We start from the raw sequence: 16,809 nt of genomic DNA, 5'->3' as shown, positions 1-16,809 counted from the left end.
TTATAGAACGACACCCATGCCCATTACGAATTACCTGGCAGCAACCCTGCCCCGAAAACCGGCTCCCGCGGCCCGATTCACGTGTGGATTTTTAGCTGTCACGATTGCGGCTTTGAGCGCACCGTGCGCCCTGGCCCAAATCGAGAACGGCTTTTCAAATGGGTTCTATGCCGGGTTCAATGAAGACATCCCGGAAGTTCTCACCACTACCCGGTTACGCCAGCCCAAAACCCGGGTGCCCGGCAGCACCACCGTGATCGATGGCGACCTGATTCGCAACCTGGGCATTGTTAACCTGTACGAAGTGTTCCGCCTGGTGCCCGGCATGGTGGTCAATTTTGTTGGCAGCCACACACCGGTAACCACCTACCACGGTACCGTTCACTACGAGCAGCGCCGCATGCAGGTTCTGGTGGATGGCCGCACCGCTCACCGGGCTACCCTGTCGGATATGGACTGGGAAACCATGCCGGTGCCGCTGGAGATGATTGAGCGTATCGAAGTGGCCAGGGGTCCAAACTCGGCCGCCTACGGCATTAATGCGTTTCTCGGTACCATCAATATCATTACCCGGGACCCGGCTGACACCGGTGGCGCCGAGTTCAAGGTTACCCGGGGCTCGCGGGGGCACCTGAGAACCTTCGGGTCTGTCGGTCATACGGGGTCTGACTATGACTGGCGCCTGACTTACGAAAAGCGCAAGTTTGACGGCTTCGACTATCAGATCGAAGGGGGCGAAAAGGAACCGTTTGACGACGGCCACGACATCAACTCGTTTACCTACGACTCCCGCCTGCAATTGAACAGCCAGGCAAACCTGGAGCTTCGCGGTGGTGTGGTCGATGGCACCAATTACCAGGATCGCTTCAAAAGCGGCGATCTGGAGCCGCTGGAAAACCCGGATATCGAGGTCAGGGATTTCTACCTGCAAACCCGGTTTAACTATGCCACGTCAGACCGGCACTTTTTCCACATCCAGGCCGCTGTCGAGAACTTTGATCGCCGGCAGGCCTACGCCGTTTCCTTCCCCGACAATACTGCCCAGTGCCTGCGCGACGGAACTCCGCTTTACCAATATACATACTTCGACAATGGAGATGACCGTGAACGACTGTGCTTTACCAGCAGCGGCGGAGAAATGGCCTTTACTACGGTAAACGCCAACTCCGAAGACACCCGCCTGGAATTTGAGCTTCAGGACACCCTGCTGTTCAGCGACAACCTGAAGCTTGTTTCTGGCGCTGGCTTCCGCAAAGACACCTATCGCTCGGAAACCTATTTCAACGGCCGTGGCAACAGCTATCAGTCCCGCTACTTCGGCAACCTGGAATACACGCCAATCTCCTTTATGACCCTGAACGCCGGCGGCAACTGGGAACACACCAGCACCACCGACGAAGGCTATTTCTCACCTCGCGTTGCCGCCAACTTCACGTTGAGCAACCGCCATGCGCTGCGACTGGTCTATTCCGAAGCCGTGCGTACACCGGATGAATTCGAACAGAACCCCGACTGGGGTTACACACTGTCGAATGTGCGGCCGGCGATCTATTCAGACCTCGAGGGTTTTCGGGTGGATACCTATGCAGCTGCGGAAGACCTGGATGTTTTAACTCTTGGCAAAGACTTGCAGGAAGAACGCATAACCTCCCGTGAAATAAGTTATTTTGGCCAGTTCCCGATGGATTCCGCATTGTTTTCACTTGAGGTCCGCGGCTTCAAGGACGAGCTCAGGGATATGATCAGCGGAGTCATTCAGCTCAAAGAATGGACCATCGACAACAACGTGGCGGTCGACCAGAAAGGTTTCGAGGTCGAGGCATCGCTGGACTTCCCGGGCACCACCCTCCGGGCCAGCTACGGCTACCTGGACCAGGACACATGGTACTCGGGCACTCCGATTATCGGGGCGGACGGCAATGTCGACACCGATACCCAGGACAAGGCAGCAGCCCTGCTCACCCGCATGTCTGTGCGCCATTCAGGCAGCCTTGCCGCCATCCAGAATTTGCCACTGGGGTTCCGGTTTGCCTCGGCGTTTTACTGGGCAGACGAGTTCAATACCCAGTTTGAACGCATAGACACCCGGGTCAGCAAGAGCTTTTTCGGCCCGCGATACAGCGCCGAACTGGCTTTCACCGTGCAGCACTACCTGAATAGGGATCCGGAGCTGAGCTCGGACAATAATATCGAAGACCATAACCAGTTCTTTGTCGAAGCCGGCCTCCGGTTCTGATGGAAACAGAACGCACCCATGATGCATGTCGACACCAGCCAGGAAGGTATGACAATAACCGTGCATAAAACTTTACGACATTCGCTTGGCATGGCCTTATGGCTGTTGCTCTGTTCCTTGTGGACGGCTTCGGTTGTCCAGGCGGCCACCGTTACCCAACCGGTGGCCTATATTGAAGGCTCAGGCAATGCCGCGCTGGACCGGCACATGACCAACCTGGTCAGCAAGGAACTGGATGGCCGGGTTGACCTGGTGCCCCTTGAAGCAAAGCATTTGCCCGTAGCCTCGGGCAGACCGGTTATAGCCATAGGGCCCGCAGCCTTTTCGGGGCTCCTGGATAAGGAAATCACGGCACCGATTATCGCCTTACTGGTGGAAAAGCGGGCGATATCGAATTACCTGGACAAGACCGGGGAGCAGCTGACCGCGGTGTTCTACGACGTCCCGCTACTGCGCCAGGCGCTGACAGGCAAGGCTATCCTCCCCCAGGCTACCCGCGTCAGCGTGCTGGCCACGCTTGATTCAGCAGACATGTATGAGCCTTTGATCGAACAGTTGCCGGCATACGGGCTGGAAGGCCGAATGTTTATCGTCAGCAGCGACGACCAGCTGATTCCAAGCCTTAACCGCGCCCTGACCTACGGTGACTTTGTACTGGCGGGGCTGGATGACAAGATCTACAACCCCCGGAACATCAAACATATCCTGCTGACCGCCTACCGCCGTAACCGAATCCTGATCGGCCCCAGCCAGGCCTACGTCAAGGCCGGCGCCCTGGCCTCCAGCTACGCACCTTTTACAACCATGGCAAAACAGACCGCGGATTATTTGCTGGCATTCTTTGAAACCGGAAAGCTGCCGGCACCCGCCTATCCGGATGAATATCGCGTAGAGGTCAACCAGCAGGTCGCACGCTCTCTGAACATTCCCCTGCCCGACCGGGAATGGATTGCACAGGCGGTTGACCGCTTCATCCAGGAACAGCAGGAGGCCGGAGAATGAGTCGCCCGGAGCATAAGTCCGGCATGTCGCTGTCCCGCCGGTTATTGATCGGAGTGTTGCCCGCTGCCGTGATGTTTGTGGTGCTGATGGCGTTCTTTACCTCCGCCCGGCTGGAAGATTCGCGCCGTGACCTGGCTGAAAGCAGCCAGCTGTTCGCGGACAGCCTGGCACCGGCCCTGGAATACGCCGTGGTTTCCGGTAACCGCGGGGCCCTGGAACAGGTTCTGCGGCAGTCGCTCAGGCGCAGCAAGGCGGAATGGCTCCGGGTAACGGATGTGGTTGGCGAAGAAATCGGATTTGTTGGCAATAGCACCGAATCTGGTGATCGCACCGCGGGCTCACCAATGATCTATTCCGCAGAGATACTGCAGGAACCGGTCGAGCTTTCCTCAGGCGCGGACTGGCTGGCGGGCCAGTGGAACTTCAGCACCGGCTCACTGCGTGTGGGCACCCTTGAGGTGGCTGTCAGCCCCCGGATCCTGGAAGAAAGACAGCAGGAAGTGCTGTGGTCGTCGTTGTCGGTGGGCATTGCCATGCTGTTATTCACCATGCTGTTGGTGAATCATTTCCTCAGCGCTATTTTCCGTGCCATCAGCCAGTTATCCGGCCGGGTAAACCTGTTGATGCAGGGGGATTACGAAGAACAGCCCATTGAAACTCACGGCGGAGGCCGCGAAATTGCCAGTATCCAGCAGCAGCTGAACCAACTGGCCCTGCATCTGGGACAGGCCCGGGAATCCCGGGAAAAGACCCTCGCCCTCTCGGAAACGGCCAGGGAAAAGGCTGAATATGCCAGCCAGGCCAAGTCCGAGTTCCTGGCCGGCATGAGCCAGGAACTGCGAACACCCCTGAAAGGTGTGCTGGGTATGATTGACCTGGTGCACGAGGAACCGTTGAGCAAACAGCAGATGGATTATCTGGAAACTGCCCGCAAGTCTACCCAGGATTTGATGACGGTTATTTCCGACATGCTGGACTTCGCGCAGATGGAAAACGGTCACTTTGAACTGGCGCACCAGGAGTTCGACCTGCGCAACCTGATCAGTAACTGTGCGGCTTCGTACCGCCTTGCGGCCGAGCAACAAGGGCTGATGCTGGAGCTGCACTTTCAGGGAAGCTGGCCGGAAAAGGCCCTGGTTCTTGGGGATTCTGCCCGGGTTCGGCAGGTTCTGGCGGGCTTGCTGGGGAACTCACTCAAATACACCACAGACGGCTATATCAGCGTCAGGGCGAGCTGGTCATCCGCTGATGGCAAGCAAGCGGTGCTCAACTGCACAGTCAGTGATTCCGGCTCGAATAATGCGGGCCAGAGGCTCGACAACCTGTTGCCGCACTATGAACAGTCGCTGGCAGGAACCGCAACCCGCATGCAGGTCAGCAGCGGGCTGGGTTTATCCATGGTGCAGCGGCTGGTAGAGCTGATGGGAGGCCACGTCCAGGTCGATACCGACCTTGGACAGGGAGCCTATTTCCGCTTTGACCTGCCCTTCCAGCTATCCGGTGAGGATTAAGCCACCGGCTCCCGCATGGTGACAAACTCCTCCGCCGAGGTGGGGTGAATGCCGATGGTGGAATCGAACTGGGCCTTGGTGGCTCCGGCCTTGATGGCCACCGCCAGGCCCTGGGTGATTTCACCGGCATCCGGGCCGACCATGTGGGCGCCCAGCACCTTATCAGTCTCTTTATCGACCACGAGCTTCATCAGGCAGCGCTCTTCACGGCCACTCAGGGTGTATTTCATAGGCCGGAATTCTGACCGGAAAACACTCACCTGATGGCCGGCTTCCCTCGCCTCTTCTTCAGTCAGGCCCACGGTACCGATATTCGGCTGGCAGAACACTGCCGTCGGGATAGCGCTGTAATCCATGTCGCCCTGACCATCGCCAAACAAACGGCGTGACAGCACCATGGCCTGCGCCAGGGCGACCGGGGTCAGCTGCGGCGTTCCGATCACATCACCCAGTGCATACACGGACGGTACAGCAGTCTGGAAGTGGTCATCGACCTTCACATGGCCCGACGCCGTCAGCTCCACACCGAGATCGGTCAGACCCAGCCCGTCCACCAGCGCACGACGGCCCGTTGCCGCCATAACCAATCCGGTTTCAAGGGTGTCGCCATTACTGAGGTTGACCTGGTAGTGGTCGTCTCTGGATTCCACCGAGTTGATGGTTACGCCAAAGCGCAGATCCACGCCTTTCTTGCGCATTTCCGTTTCGGTAAAGCGGCGAACGTCGCCATCGAAACCGCGCAGGAACAGGTCACCCCGGTACAGCAAGGTGGTTTCCACACCCAGCCCCGCCAGAATGCCGGCGAATTCAACGGCAATATAGCCGCCACCCCAGATCACCGCGTGACGTGGCAACTGAGGCAGGTAGAACATGTCATTGGAGGTGAGCAGGCATTCCTTGCCGGGGATATCCGGCACTACCGGCCAGCTACCGGTGGCTACGGTAATGTGTTTTGCGCTGTAGGTCTTGTCACCGACGGCAACGGTGTTGGGGCCCTGAAGGCTGGCCGTGCCGTTGATAATTTCAACACCGGCGTTTTCCAGCAGCCGGCCATAGATGCCGTTCAGGCGCTCGATTTCGGCATTCTTGTTGGCCACCAGCGTGGGCCAGTCGAAGCTTACGTCGTCTGTGGGGATGTTCCAGCCATAGCCGGCGGCGTCTTCCAGCTCTTCCCTGACGTGCGCCCCGTAAACAAACAGTTTTTTCGGAACACAACCAATATTCACACAGGTACCGCCCAGGTGGCGGGATTCCACAACCGCTACCCGCGCGCCCCGTTGGGCAGACATTCTTGCCAGCCGCACTCCACCAGAGCCGGCGCCAATTACTATCAGGTCAAAATCGTGGCTGTCAGACACTGCATCTCCCGTTCTACATGATGAATCTGTATCGGATACTATCAGTTACCAGCCAATCATATCGCAAGAGTCAGTCGTACGGACACCGTTCCCGGTTCATTACCACGGTCCATGGAAGCCTGGTCAATAATCACACCATGATTTCCGTTCATTCTCTCGAGCCAGGCAGCGACTTCGGCAAACGGTACGCCTTCCAGCCACACTCGGATTGCACTATCGCCACTGGGCTCAAAGCGCTGAAGCGCCAGCCCCGCTTCACCGGCAGACCGGGTAACCAGGGCCATCAGCTCACGGCCGCTTTCAGGCTTGTCTGCGTTAGCCGAGCCACTCGCCGGTGCCCCGCTGGAGCCCAGCCGTTTGATTGTGGCTTCATTCGCCTGCATCCAGGCCAACAATTCGCCGGCATTCTCACGGCTGGCCTGGGCTTTTTCGTTGAACGCAGACGCCGGCGCCCAAACTGCGAAATACAGCACGGCCAGCAGCAAAGCCACCACTAGCACGACCAGTGCCTGGCGGTCCCGGGAAGGCAGCTGGTCGTACTTTGCAATCAGTTTACCGACCGCCGGCTGATCCTTGATTCTTGCCCACATGCTCTTAACCTCCGGAAACAGTCAGCCGGCCACGGGCGCCTGTTGCTTCATTCACCACCGAGCCAATCTGGGCCTGCAACCCCTGATTGGCCAGGCCGTTACGTAAACGGCTCAGGCGGTCGTAGTTGTCGGCCCGCACATCCACCACCAACTCGCCACGGGTTCGGCTGTAGTTGATGGAGTTAAAGGTGATGGCGCTGGCATTCGGTACACGGCTGTACTGGTCACCGGTAAATTTCATCAGCGTGATGAAATCAACATCCTGGCTACCCGACCCCGCAACCCGCAACTGGCCTTCAATCACCCGGCGCACATTGCCGGCATGGGTTCGACGGTCGCCAGGAAAGGCTTCCCGGTAGACCGCCATGGCCTGACCCTGCAGTTCCTCAGCCTTTTGCTGGTGATAGAAGCCCATCCCCACCTCGAGTGCGACCTGAACCACAAACCAGACGGCGGCAACCGCAATGAGCGGCTTCCAGGGCTTGAGCGGGCTGGCACCGGAGGTTTTTACAGAAAACGCTCCCTGGCAAAGGTTGACCGGCTGGGACAGGTGTTGATGGTGAGCCCAGGCCAGCAGTTCCAGCACCGAGAATTCCAATGGCCTGGTTTGTACCTGCAACCGGCCACTGCTGCCGGAGAATTCACTGATTGCGCCCTGCCAGCTGTCCAGGTCTGTTTCAGTACCAAACACCTGTACCGGAATTTCCGCCACTACCTCGTCTTCCGACGGCGTCGCCATGGTCATGGCGAACAGTGGCAGGTTGTCGGCCTGCATGCGCAGCCATTCGCCACGCTGGCTCAGCAGCATCACAGACTCGCCATCCAGGCACAGGCTCCAGCCTCCGTCGGTGGCTGGCAGCAGTGCCGCATCCGGATAGATGGCATCGAGGCGGACGTGTTGCCAACCGCTGAACAGTTGCTGCCAGCGCGCCATTTGCAGGTTGTCGATAGCCGCTACCTGATAGCCGTCCGGCGTGTGGCGGCCAAGGGCCAGGTGCACCGTTTCGATGTCCTGCGCCACCTGTTCTTCTACCGCAAACGGCAAGGCCTGCTGGATAAAACGGCTCTGCCTGGCGGGGATATCGGCCACACAGAAGGTGGTTTCATCACCGGGAATTAGCCCGATGAGAATGACTTTTTCCAGCGCGTTCTGCGCCAGGGTCTGCTCGATGTGTTCGCGGGTGCTGGCCTCGCCATGGGCCTGGGTATCACCACTGGCATCCTGCAGAACCCAGTCAAACAGCTGGGCGTCCGGATTCTGCTCCGGATCCGCAAACGGCGGCAACGGCCGTGCATACAGGCGGTAAGACATGGTTATCCTTCTGAGAACGTAAAGGGTTCTTTTGTGATCCGGTTTTTCTGTCCAGTATCCCTGTGAACTGTCCGGACTTCACCCTCGGGATTGCGAAACACCGTACTGACCATATTAACGACACGATTATCGTAGGTAATCCGTGATACAACTTCAAAAAACCGCGTTTGCAGCGTAAGGCCGGCGGGCTTCAGGCCGAGGCCGGAAAACTCGGACAGTGCGAGAAAATCCTGGAGATCCTCGAATCGCTCCTCTTCGCGCTGGGCCACGATAGACTGCGCCTGGGCCTCGTTCAGCTCATTATGCAGCGACATCAGCACCGGCACCGTAGCCGAGTTTACATTGATACCAATTCCACTGACCGGAACCGCTGTCACATGGGGCCTTAATGCCACATAGATTTCTTCGGTCATGCCCTCGATCAGCCGCAATTCGGTGATAGAGACAAAGGGCTGGTTCGCGGTTCGGAACGGTTGATCGGCCATCAGGTACTGGCCATCTTCGGCACCGTAGGCGCTCACGGTCTGGTCGTCCGAATCGATCCAGTCAATCAGCGCATCCACGTTCAGCCCGGTAATCCCCAGGGCTACGAACAGCCGGGTCAGGCGGTCTTTGGTGAGTGTATCCACCTGCCCGTTGGTGGTCACCAGGTCGTTCAGGTTTATCCGCCCACCCAGGTCGTCAATCTGTACTTCGGCCACACCGTTTTCATCCAGCGGCAGTATGGCAGCGTTCATGGCCCAGAACTCGTCGGGGCTGTCGACCATCAGGCTGTTTTCCCGGTCTTCCTCGAAATCCCTCACCAGGATCCGGCGGGCGAATTCCTCGGCGCCAAGGGCAATGTTGTAACCTTGCTGCTGGGCCAGGTAGTGGCCGGCCTTGAAGACCCGAAGGCTCTGCTGACGGGTCATACCGGAGGCCAGCATGACCACCAGGGCCATGGCCAGCAGCACCATGATCAGCGCCACGCCTTTCTGGTTCCGGAAAAGCATCAGCTACTTCCTCCGGGTTGGGTGGCGGCCTGCTCTTCCGCTTCCTCTTCTTCCGTGTCGGACTCTGCGGCTTCAAGTTGCTGGTTGATCACGCCCTGGGCTTGCCGGGGGTCAAAATCCGGCAGGGTAAAAGTTCTCACCAGTTCACCAAAGCGCTCGTGCTCCAGGGTAACTTCCATGCCCCGGGGCAAGGCGATATCGGGCCGGGCACCCGGAGACAAACCCGCCAGGGCTTCGTCATCGGGCCATTGTTCATGGCGGTTACCATCGGCATCGATAAAACGGATTTCGAATTCGGTCACGTTCTCAAGCAGCAGCAGGTCCCGGCTGGAATCCTCCTGGCCTTCATCCACCACCGGCCAGTAACGCCGGCGCAGTTCGCTACCGGTAAACTCCCAGGCCGACCGCTGCAGACCACTGCGCCGCAGCCCCAGGGGATTGCGCCAGCCCTGCCGGGTAATCATCAGGGCAAAGGCATCGTCCCGGGTGGTCAGCGCGGGTGAAAAGTCGCCGTACACATCCCGTACCGGCCGGTTAACAACCTGGGTGATATCCCGTTCCAGCAGTAACATGGCCTTCTGCAAACCATCGAACTGCTCGGCAAGCTCGTTCACCCGGTCCCGGGAATTGACTACGCCGTTAACCACCTGCCACACGCCCAGGCCGATGACCGCCGTAATGGTCACGGCAATCAGCACTTCCATCAGGGTGAAGCCCTGCTGGTGCGGCAGAACCGGTTCTTTAAGCGGCGTCATTTCTCCCCCAGAAAGGCAGAGAGTGTATGCACAGAAAACGGCTCGCTCTGGCCATCCGGGTACTTGGCCACGGTCACTTCCACCCGGCGCATGGTCGGCTCGGCGGTACCCAGCACCACGGTAGTTACCCGCCAGCGGTAGTTGCCGTAGTCGGTATCCTCAGAGTTATCCGAGATATCCGGTAGCTGTTCCTGCAGGCGCAGTTCATTCACGCGGTTCTCGGCCAGCCAGCCGGCCAGGGTTTTGTCCCGCACCCGCTCGAAACTGGAAATATAATTGCTGCCCACCTCCGCTGCCGCCGTGGCAATCAGGCCAAACACCAGCAGTGCCACAAGAACTTCCAGCAAGGTAAAGCCACGATTCCGGTTTACCATTCGTCTTCCCCGGCACCCGGCTGTCGCCATTCCATAGGCGAAATGCCGTCTGAGGCAAGCACGTGCATGCTGTCGGTCTCACGGCCCATGGTAAATTCGATTTCGAACGGCGTGGTTTCGCCACTGGAGAAGAACACAAGGTCTGGCCGGAGTTCATCTTCGGCACTGGTCAGGCGCGGGGCGTCGTTCTCGACGTATTGGGTAACCGTCAGCCATTCCGGCAGGGTTCGTTTGCGGTACATGCGCTCGGCAGGTGGTTTCCATTCCCCGGATTCGTCCTGGAAGGCGACAAAGCGGTAGCCGTCTTCCTCAAACAACAAACCCAGCTCCAGGTTGTTCAGAACCGCCTGCTCCGAGGCGGTCTGCATCAACAGGTAAAGGTCCCTTACCTGGCTTTCCAGTTCGCGCTGCTGGGAGCTGCCGGCCATATTGAACACGGCAAGGGCTGCCAGCAGCCCGACAATAATCAGGACAACCAGTATTTCGATCAGCGTAAAGCCGGCTTGGTTCGCCCTGTTGCGCACAATCGCTTACTTCCCGGTGTTCCAGGCGCTGATATCGGCTGCATCGCCTTCACCGCCTTCGTTGCCGTCAGAACCGTAGGAGTACAGATCATAGGGGCCTTCCCGGCCCGGGCTCACGTACTGGTACTGGTTGCCCCAGGGATCTTCCGGCACGCCCTTCAGGTAACCGTCGGCATTCCAGTTTTTCGGTTCCGGGCTACCACTGGGCTTGCTCACCAGCGCTTCCAGGCCCTGCTGGGTAGACGGGTAATGGCTGTTATCCAGGCGGTACAGGTCGAGTGCGTTGGCAATGTTGCTCAACTGGGTTTCGGCAACGGTTACCTTGGCCTGGTCACTGCGGCCCATGATGTTCGGCGCCACGATGGCCACCAGCAAGCCCAGGATGACCATAACCACCATGATTTCAATCAGGGTGAAGCCCCGGCTGCGCGCAATGTTGGCGTTGTCGATGTTTTTCATAGTTTCACTCATGTCAGACCTGTGTTTTCCCTGTTTTACTTCTGTGCGGTGGGGCTGTCAGCCCACCAGGTTACTCATGTTAAGAATCGGCAGCATGATGGCCAGTACGATAATCAGTACCACCACGCCCATCACCAGCAGCATCAGTGGCTCGAATAACCCGACAATCGCGGCAATCTTGGACTGCAGCGTGTTCTCCTGCATGCGCGCGGTGCGCTCGAGCATGCTGTCGAGCTCACCACTGGCCTCGCCACTGGCAATCATGTGCAACATCATGGGCGGGAAATAGCCGGTCTGGTCCAGCGAGCGGTGTAACGAGCCACCTTCACTGACCTTTCGCGCGGCTTCCCGCAGTTCCCGGCGCAGGTAATCGTTGGATAACACCTCGCCGGCGATTTTCATGGCTTCGACCAGGGGCACGCCACTGGTCGTCAGAATGCTGAGTGTGCTGGCATAGCGCGCCGTGTTAACGCCCCGAACCATGCCGGCAAACAGCGGCAAGTGCAGCAGCTGCTTGTGGAATTTCATCCGGAATGCCGGTTTGGTGAGCGCCACCCGGAAGCCGATGATGGCAATCACCAGCAGTATCAGAAGATAGACACCGTAAGAGCCGAGAAATTCCGAAACCGACAGCATCGCTACCGTCAGCCCCGGCAGGTCCTGGCCCTGCTTGAGGAATACTTCGATGATATCCGGCACCACGTAGGTGAGCAGAAATACCACAATGGCGATGGCCACCACACTAAGAATGATCGGATAGATGGCTGCCAGCTGGATTTTCTGTCGCGCTTCCTGGCGGCTTTCGGTGTAGTCCGCAAGCCGGTTCAGAACCAGGTCCAGGTGCCCGGCGTGCTCACCGGCAGCTACTGTTGATCGGTACAAACGGGGAAAGGCTTTGGGAAACTCCCCGAAACTGTCCGCCAGTGTGTAGCCTTCCATGACCTTGGCCCGGATGGCGATGAGCATACTGCGAATGCGAGGCTTGTTGGACTGCTGGGCGGCAGCACTCAAGGCCTGTTCGATGGGGATACCCGACTGGATCAGCGTTGCCAGCTGCCGGGTTACCAGGGCAAGGTCTGCCGCGCTCAGGGAACCACGACTGCTCAGCGGGTTGTTGCGGGCCTGCTTTTCGACCGCCGGCGTTACCGCCAGTGGCGTAAAGCCCTTTTCCCGAAGTTGCTGACGTACCGCCCTGGGCGCGTCCGCTTCCAATACCCCTTGCTTCTGCTTGCCCCTGGGGTCCAGTGCCTTGTATTCGTACGCTGGCATGGATTACTGGCTCCGGTGGGTTACGCGCAGAACTTCTTCCACGGTGGTTACGCCATTCAGGATTTTCTGAACGCCGTCGGCATGAATGCTGGGGCTGTGCAGCCGTGCTTCCCGCTCCAGGTCGAGCTCCCCTGCCCGTTTATGGATCAGGCTGCTGATCTCTTCCGTTATTTCCACCACCTCATAGATACCGATACGCCCGCGGTAGCCCAGTTGGTTGCAATGCTCGCAACCCTTGGCGCGGAAAATCGTTGGCGGATTGGCCGGGTCCTGCTGCAGGAACTGGCAATGCTCTTCGGTGGGGATATAGGGCTCCCGGCAGTGGGTACACAGCACCCGCACCAGCCGCTGGGCGACAATACCCACCAGGCTGGAGGAAATCAGGAACGGCTCGATGCCCATGTCCATCAAACGGGTAATGGCGCCTACAGCGGTGTTGGTGTGCAGGGTGGACAGCACCAGGTGGCCGGTCAAACTCGCCTGCACTGCGATCTCGGCGGTTTCCAGGTCCCGGATTTCACCAATCATCACCACATCCGGATCTTGCCGGAGAATGGCACGCAGGCCACGGGCAAAGGTCATATCAACCTTGGGGTTTACCTGGGTCTGGCCAATGCCCGGCAAATTGTATTCGATGGGGTCTTCAACCGTCAGAATATTGCGGGTGCGGTCGTTAATTTCCTGCAGCGAGGCGTACAGCGTAGTGGATTTACCGGAACCCGTCGGGCCGGTGACCAGCATGATGCCGTAGGGCCGGTGAATCAGCTTGCGCAGAACCTTGAGATCCTGCCCGGCCATGCCGAGGGATTCCAGGCGAATGGTGCCTGCCTGCTTGTCGAGCAGACGCAGCACAACCCGCTCGCCACTGGACGACGGCATGGTAGATACCCGGATATCCACTTCCCGGCCCGCTACCCGAAGGGCAATACGGCCATCCTGGGGCACCCGCTTTTCGGCAATATCCAGCTTCGCCATAACCTTGATACGAGACACCAGCAACGGCGCCAGGGCCCGCTTGGGCTGCACCACTTCCCGTAACACGCCATCGATACGGAACCGCACAACCAGCTGCTTTTCGTAGGTTTCGATGTGCACGTCCGAGGCATTGGTTTTCACCGCCTCGGTAAGGATGGCGTTGATCAGCCGGATAATCGGCGCGTCGTCTTCCTGCTCCAGCAGGTCTTCGGTTTCCGGCACGGAATCGGCCAGCGAGGCCAGGTCCATATCATCGCCGATACCTTCGACCATCTGCATGGCTTCGGCGGAATCGTTCTGGTAGGCAGCGTTCAGCGCCTGGTCAAAGCGGTCGGCTTCAATGGTGGTAAAACGGGCCCGGCCACCACTGATCCGGTTGGCCTCGGCCAGCGCAGTGTGGGATGCCCCCGGTTTTACCAGAATGACCGCCTCGCCATCGTCGTTGCGGGTAAGGATCACCCCGTTGCGCTTGGCAAAGGTAAAGGGAAGTCGGCCCAGCGGAGCATCCTGCGGCTGAATTTCGGTCTCGGTGGTCAAGCTCTTCCTCGTTTAAATCCGTCAGGTCACGATTGTTGTTATAGGCCAGGTTCCTGGCGCTGGCAGCAATGCCCGAAAAGGTACCACAGGAATGGGAACCACTGAACAACTCTGTACACTATACTGCCACTAATTCATTGCAGTCTGATAACCTGTGGGCTTTTTAGGATTTTCGACTTTTATCGCAATCAGGAACGCCGATGTTTGCACTTGACCGAAGGATTCCACTGTTACTTGCGCTGGCAGCCGCACTGGCCATGGTCGCCCTCACCGGCTGGCAAGGCTACCGGTTCTGGCAGTCTGAAACCAGCCAGGCTGCGCCGGTAGCAACGGCTGCAAATGGCCCGGAAAGCAGTGGTCCGGAAGTGCCAGCCGTTGACCTGGCAAACCTTTCGCTGTTTGGCACCCGCACCAGCGGCGATGGCCCGGCGGTAACCGATACTGAAAACCTGCCGGAAACCAACCTGCGGCTGTCTCTGCGCGGTGTGCTGGCCGCAGATGGCGATTTCCCGGGCAGCGCCCTGATTGAAGACGACAAAAACGACACCGAAGCCTACCTGGTGGGTGACGAATTACCCGGCAACGCCAGGCTCCGTACCGTATTCGCTAACCGGGTTGTTATCGAACGGGCCGGCAAGCTGGAAAACCTCTACTTCCCGGAAAACGAAGACCGCACCCGCTTTGAAGTCGCCAGTTCCAACCAACCGGGGCCCGCCATGGAGACCCAGCCGGTTCGCCAGGCAGCTCCCCGCCCCGCCGCCAATAACAGCAGCTCCGCCAGTGACCAGCAGCGCCGTGAGGAAATCCGCCAGCGGCTGGAGCAATTACGACAACGCCTGCAGAACAACAACTGAGGCCGGCCATGGCAGCGGTCATCGTTCACCGTGTTCGCCGCTCCCTTCTGGTCCCGTTGCTGTTGCCGGTGATTCTCGGCATTTCCCTCGCAAGCGCCATTAATCTGAGCGATCGCCTGATGGACTACGTGCTTCAGGAGTTTGGCCTGGAAGCGCAGCAACGGTTACAAAACTGGCAACGGCTGCATGGCCTGGCTATCAACGCCCCCATCGATCGCAAGCTGCATCTGGTTAATTCCTTCTTCAACCGGGCGGAGTTTGTCAGTGACCAAAGCCACTGGGGCGAGGAAGACTACTGGGCGACCCCGGTGGAACTGCTGACCACTAACGGCGGCGACTGCGAGGATTTCTCCATCGCCAAGTACCTGACCCTGCGTGCCATGGGGGTGCCCGACGAACAGCTGCGCATTGTCTATGTTAAAGCCCTGGAACTTAACCAGGCCCACATGGTGCTGGCCTGGTACAAGACGCCGGATGCCGAGCCGCTGGTTCTCGACAACCTGATAAATCACATTAAGCCTGCGTCGCAACGCCCTGACCTGGAACCGGTTTACAGTTTTAACGGTGAGGGCTTATGGCTGAACCAGCAGTCCGGGGTGCGCAAGCGTGTCGGTGATGCGGAAAAGCTTGAACACTGGCGCAAACTGAACGAAAGGCTCGAACAGCAACTCAGGCCTTAGGGCCGGATGCCTCAGGCTCCCAACCGCCACCCAGCGCCTTGTACAGATCCACTGCGGCAATCAGCCGGTTCAGCCGAACCTGGCTCAGTTGCTGGCGGGCATCGAATACGCTGCGCTGGCTCTCGAGCAGGGTGAGTAAGTCATCCGCCCCTTCCCGGTAGCGGATTTCCGTTAACCGCAACGTTTCTTCCGCCTGCTCCAGAATGCTTTGCAGCCGTGTTTCCTGCCCTTTGTACAGTGCCTCCCGATCCAGGGCATCGCCCACTTCCTGGAAAGCCGTCAATAAGCTGGCCCGGTAGGTTTCCAGCAAGGCAACCCGGCGGGATTCGGAAATCTCCACGGTATTGCGGCGCTGTCCGCCATCAAACAGGGTCTGGCTCAACCCCAGCACGGCGCTTGCCGTTCGCAGCGGGTCCGACAGGCTGAAAAAGCCGTCGGTCGACGCACGCACTGCACCACTCAGGGATAGTGAGGGTAGCAGTGCGGCCCTGGCCTGCTCGATGTTGGCACTGGCGGCGGCTAAACGCGCTTCCCCGGCAGCCAGGTCCGGCCGGCGGGTAACGATGCTGGCGGGGGTTTGAGGGTCGATCGCCGGCACAGACACATCCAGAAGTGCAGCTCTGGGCTCAGCTTCGGTAAACGGATAGTCACCGGTCAATAAGCGAAGCGCCGCCAGGCGCTGCCGGGCCTGGTATTCCAGCGGAGGCACGGCATTTTTGAGGTTCAGCACGGCCGTTTGCTGCCGTGACAGCTCGGAACGGTCCGCCACACCGTTTCGGTAGCGGGCCTCAACCAGTTTCAGGGTCTGCTCACCCAGTTCCAGGTTCTTTCGGGCTACCTCAACCCGCTGCTGTAACTCCTGCCATTCGAACCAGGTGCTGGCCACAGACGCGGCAAGGGTTATCCTGGCAGCATCGTAGTCGTAACGGGTAGCCTCAAAATCGGCCAGGGCGGCGGATTCTGCAGCCGACAAGCGGCCCCAAAGGTCCACCTCATAATCTACAGACACACCCAGGCTGGTTGAGCCACCGGTTGCCCTGTCCTGCCCCGATGCCTGGCTGGCCTGCTTACCGGCGCTGCCGGATGCGCCGACTGTTGGCAACAGTGCTGCCCCGGCATTACGCAGCTGAAGGTCCGCCTGGATAACGGCCTGTGCCGTTGCCGCAAGGCCTGGATTGTTGGCATAGGCACGGTTGACCAACCGGTTCAGCTGTTCGTCACCAAAGGCCTGCCACCAGTCAGCATCCACCGTTTCGCCGGCATTTGTTTCCTGGTGCCATTGAGCGGGTGGCGTTAGCGGCTGCTCAACCGGCTGGGGCTGGAAACCGGCGCAGCCTGCCAGCAATAAAACGGACCACAAAGGGCTAGTGCGAAAGATCAT

The 16,809-nt window shown here is 59.0% G+C and carries 16 protein-coding genes; 5 read left to right on the top strand and 11 right to left on the bottom strand.

Translation table 11 applies throughout. The features are described 5' to 3' along the window. The first annotated feature begins 112 nt into the window (after window positions 1-112). From LWH94_RS01515 to LWH94_RS01505, 3 genes are read left to right on the top strand one after another with little or no spacing between them, the layout of a single operon-like run. Window positions 113-2,236, top strand: coding sequence for a TonB-dependent receptor plug domain-containing protein (locus LWH94_RS01515; RefSeq protein WP_232900954.1), 2,124 nt, complete (start codon window positions 113-115; stop codon window positions 2,234-2,236). A gap of 18 nt (window positions 2,237-2,254) precedes the next feature. Next, window positions 2,255-3,238, top strand: coding sequence for an ABC transporter substrate-binding protein (locus tag LWH94_RS01510; protein WP_232900953.1), 984 nt, complete (start codon window positions 2,255-2,257; stop codon window positions 3,236-3,238). After that, entirely contained in the window at window positions 3,235-4,749 is a 1,515-nt protein-coding gene (locus LWH94_RS01505) for a sensor histidine kinase (protein ID WP_232900951.1), read from the top strand. Before LWH94_RS01510 ends, LWH94_RS01505 begins: the two co-directional genes overlap by 4 nt. Here LWH94_RS01505 and gorA read toward each other — a convergent pair. The 10 genes from gorA to gspE are packed head-to-tail and all read right to left on the bottom strand — an operon-like array spanning window position 4,746 to window position 13,894. Next, window positions 4,746-6,107, bottom strand: coding sequence for a glutathione-disulfide reductase (gene gorA / locus LWH94_RS01500; protein WP_199457491.1), 1,362 nt, complete (start codon window positions 6,105-6,107; stop codon window positions 4,746-4,748). The two genes, LWH94_RS01505 and gorA, sit on opposite strands and share 4 nt — an antisense overlap. A gap of 56 nt (window positions 6,108-6,163) precedes the next feature. After that, the gene (gene gspM, locus LWH94_RS01495) at window positions 6,164-6,697 is read right to left on the bottom strand and encodes a type II secretion system protein GspM (protein ID WP_232900949.1); all 534 of its coding nucleotides are present in this window, start codon (window positions 6,695-6,697) and stop codon (window positions 6,164-6,166) included. A 4-nt stretch (window positions 6,698-6,701) separates the two neighbouring features. After that, the gene (gene gspL, locus LWH94_RS01490; RefSeq protein WP_232900948.1) at window positions 6,702-8,009 is read right to left on the bottom strand and encodes a type II secretion system protein GspL; all 1,308 of its coding nucleotides are present in this window, start codon (window positions 8,007-8,009) and stop codon (window positions 6,702-6,704) included. 2 nt (window positions 8,010-8,011) lie between these two features. Then, on the bottom strand, window positions 8,012-9,001 hold the full coding sequence (gene gspK, locus LWH94_RS01485) for a type II secretion system minor pseudopilin GspK (protein WP_022988993.1): 990 nt from the start codon (window positions 8,999-9,001) through the stop codon (window positions 8,012-8,014). Next, the gene (gspJ, locus tag LWH94_RS01480; RefSeq protein WP_232900946.1) at window positions 9,001-9,756 is read right to left on the bottom strand and encodes a type II secretion system minor pseudopilin GspJ; all 756 of its coding nucleotides are present in this window, start codon (window positions 9,754-9,756) and stop codon (window positions 9,001-9,003) included. The genes gspK and gspJ overlap by 1 nt, the downstream gene beginning before the upstream one ends. Continuing rightward, window positions 9,753-10,130, bottom strand: coding sequence for a type II secretion system minor pseudopilin GspI (gene gspI, locus LWH94_RS01475; protein WP_058340963.1), 378 nt, complete (start codon window positions 10,128-10,130; stop codon window positions 9,753-9,755). Before gspI ends, gspJ begins: the two co-directional genes overlap by 4 nt. Further along, the gene (gspH, locus tag LWH94_RS01470) at window positions 10,124-10,654 is read right to left on the bottom strand and encodes a type II secretion system minor pseudopilin GspH (protein WP_094625113.1); all 531 of its coding nucleotides are present in this window, start codon (window positions 10,652-10,654) and stop codon (window positions 10,124-10,126) included. Before gspH ends, gspI begins: the two co-directional genes overlap by 7 nt. A gap of 6 nt (window positions 10,655-10,660) precedes the next feature. Further along, window positions 10,661-11,113 (bottom strand): type II secretion system major pseudopilin GspG, encoded by a 453-nt coding sequence (gene gspG / locus LWH94_RS01465; RefSeq protein WP_058340998.1) that lies wholly within the window; start codon window positions 11,111-11,113, stop codon window positions 10,661-10,663. A gap of 57 nt (window positions 11,114-11,170) precedes the next feature. Continuing rightward, a complete protein-coding gene (gene gspF / locus LWH94_RS01460; protein ID WP_022988988.1) occupies window positions 11,171-12,382 on the bottom strand; it encodes a type II secretion system inner membrane protein GspF in 1,212 nt (403 codons plus the stop codon). A 3-nt stretch (window positions 12,383-12,385) separates the two neighbouring features. Further along, window positions 12,386-13,894: a type II secretion system ATPase GspE gene (gene gspE / locus LWH94_RS01455; protein ID WP_269802451.1), complete on the bottom strand. Its 1,509-nt coding sequence runs from the start codon at window positions 13,892-13,894 to the stop codon at window positions 12,386-12,388. Between the two features lie 200 nt (window positions 13,895-14,094). Between gspE and LWH94_RS01450 the strand changes: the two genes are divergently transcribed. Continuing rightward, window positions 14,095-14,748, top strand: a complete 654-nt coding sequence (locus tag LWH94_RS01450) for a type II secretion system protein N (RefSeq protein WP_232900945.1) — start codon at window positions 14,095-14,097, stop codon at window positions 14,746-14,748. An 8-nt stretch (window positions 14,749-14,756) separates the two neighbouring features. Then, the gene (locus LWH94_RS01445; protein ID WP_058340967.1) at window positions 14,757-15,428 is read left to right on the top strand and encodes a transglutaminase-like cysteine peptidase; all 672 of its coding nucleotides are present in this window, start codon (window positions 14,757-14,759) and stop codon (window positions 15,426-15,428) included. Here LWH94_RS01445 and LWH94_RS01440 read toward each other — a convergent pair. Further along, the gene (locus LWH94_RS01440) at window positions 15,418-16,809 is read right to left on the bottom strand and encodes an efflux transporter outer membrane subunit (RefSeq protein WP_232900943.1); all 1,392 of its coding nucleotides are present in this window, start codon (window positions 16,807-16,809) and stop codon (window positions 15,418-15,420) included. The genes LWH94_RS01445 and LWH94_RS01440 overlap by 11 nt on opposite strands.

The sequence above is a fragment of the Marinobacter sp. G11 genome (genome assembly GCF_021282325.1).
GTDB lineage: Bacteria > Pseudomonadota > Gammaproteobacteria > Pseudomonadales > Oleiphilaceae > Marinobacter > Marinobacter vinifirmus.
The sequence above is the reverse complement of the archived record's forward strand: the minus strand, read 5'-3'. Positions and strand labels throughout refer to the sequence as shown.